Origin of the sequence: Serratia microhaemolytica (assembly GCF_004011885.1) — a bacterium.
In the GTDB taxonomy this organism is placed as follows: domain Bacteria; phylum Pseudomonadota; class Gammaproteobacteria; order Enterobacterales; family Enterobacteriaceae; genus Serratia_G; species Serratia_G microhaemolytica.
Map to the genome: position 1 here is coordinate 1 of NZ_SBEF01000103.1, position 1,721 is coordinate 1,721.

At 47.8% G+C, this 1,721-nt stretch carries 2 protein-coding genes and 1 pseudogene; 2 read left to right on the forward strand and 1 reads right to left on the reverse strand.

Annotated features, from left to right (window positions below; genetic code table 11):
- Positions 1–8: 8 nt before the first annotated feature.
- A complete protein-coding gene (locus tag EOJ37_RS15130; protein WP_420820644.1) occupies positions 9–122 on the forward strand; it encodes a transposase domain-containing protein in 114 nt (37 codons plus the stop codon).
- A 62-nt stretch (positions 123–184) separates the two neighbouring features.
- Positions 185–1,137 (forward strand): annotated as a pseudogene (locus EOJ37_RS14105) (IS3 family transposase); the annotation flags it as partial.
- Between the two features lie 19 nt (positions 1,138–1,156).
- Here EOJ37_RS14105 and EOJ37_RS14110 read toward each other — a convergent pair.
- On the reverse strand, positions 1,157–1,721 hold a 565-nt coding region (locus tag EOJ37_RS14110; protein WP_162473713.1), incomplete at its 5' end, for an integrase core domain-containing protein.

Consider the following 1,721-nt stretch of genomic DNA (forward strand, 5'->3'; position numbering starts at 1 on the left):
TCAATGGCATAGAGCCGTTTACCTGGTTGCACTTTGTGTTGACACATCTTCCAACGTGGAAAAACAGTCAACTGGACCAACTGCTGCCCCTGCCCGGTAACACCTTCTCCTCATCCACTTAATCTGCCGCTTACCTTAACCGCTTAGCATAAACTCGCAAGGTGAGATCGCCGGATGTTTACAATCGGCCATGAGCAATTGGGTACATCAACTCAGGCAGGAGAGACAAGGAGTCACACCCAAAGGCGCCCCTATCACACCTGAACAAATCGAGATACGTGAGCTTAAAAAGAAAATACAACGTCTTGAAATAGAAAACGAAATAATAAAAAATGCTACCGCTCTCTTGATGTCAGACTCACTAAAAAGTGCACGATAATCACCCAGCTTAGAGCGCAATACACCGTTAAAGTACTTTGCCAAGTTTTTGAGGTTCATCGTAGTAGTTATCAGAACAGCTGTTATCGGGTCAATAAACTTGATACAGAACGACTGATAAAACGCCGCCTTGTTAAAGAGGTTTGGTATGCCAGCAATGGCTCGGCAGGAGCCAGAAGTATCGCGGCTATGGTGAGCCATCGAGGTATCAAACTCGGGCGTTGGTTAGCTGGCAACCTGATGAAAGAGCTGAATATTCGTAGTGGGCAACGCCGTACGCACAGATATCCACGAGGAGGTAACGAACGCATTGATATTCCTAATTTTCTTGATAGACAGTTTGCTGTGACACAACCAAACCAATGCTGGTACGGTGATGTGACCTATATTTGGGTGGGGGTTCGCTGGGCCTATCTTGCTGTTGTGCTGGATTTATTTGCTCGTAAACCTATAGGATGGGCGATGTCCTACTCCCCGGATTCGAGGCTTACTGTTAAGGCATTGCAGATGGCCTGGGAACATCGGGGCCAGCCTAGTGGTGTGGTGTTTCACAGTGACCAAGGAAGCCATTATAGCAGCCGTGCCTATCGGCAGGTGTTATGGCGTTACCAGTTCAAACAGAGCATGAGTCGACGAGGCAACTGTTGGGATAACAGCCCGATGGAACGCTTTTTCAGAAGTCTTAAGAGCGAATGGGTACCTACCCTGGGATATCGGAGCTTTGCCGAGGCTCAAGTAGCGGTGTTTTTCAAGATAGTTGTCACTGTTTGCCTGTTTTTTATGCTGCGTTTTTGTCTCCTGTTTTCCCACCTGGGTTTAATGTTACGGCCTCAATGGGAGAACAGTTCCTGACATCGCCGCTCCAGCGAGCGGGATTCGCTTGTTTGGCGGCTTCCAGTACCTGACGGCGGTGCATTAAAATCATTTTATCCTGGCCTGCATGTCGTTCTGACGGTGTCACAAACTGGATACGGCTATGCTTGTGTTCATCGTTATACCATCGAGTAAAATCATCTACCCACTTCCGGGCATCCGCTAAACTTTTAAATCCGCTGCAAGGCCACTGCGGACGGTATTTCAGTGTTCTAAACAACGACTCCGCATACGCATTATCATTGCTAACACCGGGCCTGTTGTACGAAGGCAACACATTCAGTTCTTCCAGTTTGGCCTTGAGTGTCTGTGACTTCATCGCAGCACCATTATCTGAGTGCAGAACTAATGGCTTAAAAAGGCACTGCTCACGCGGTAAGGTACGTTGCACCAGTAAAGCGGCCAGATGCCCACACTCTTTTTCATGCACTTCATATCCAACGATTTTTCGGCTATACAGGTCTTCGATA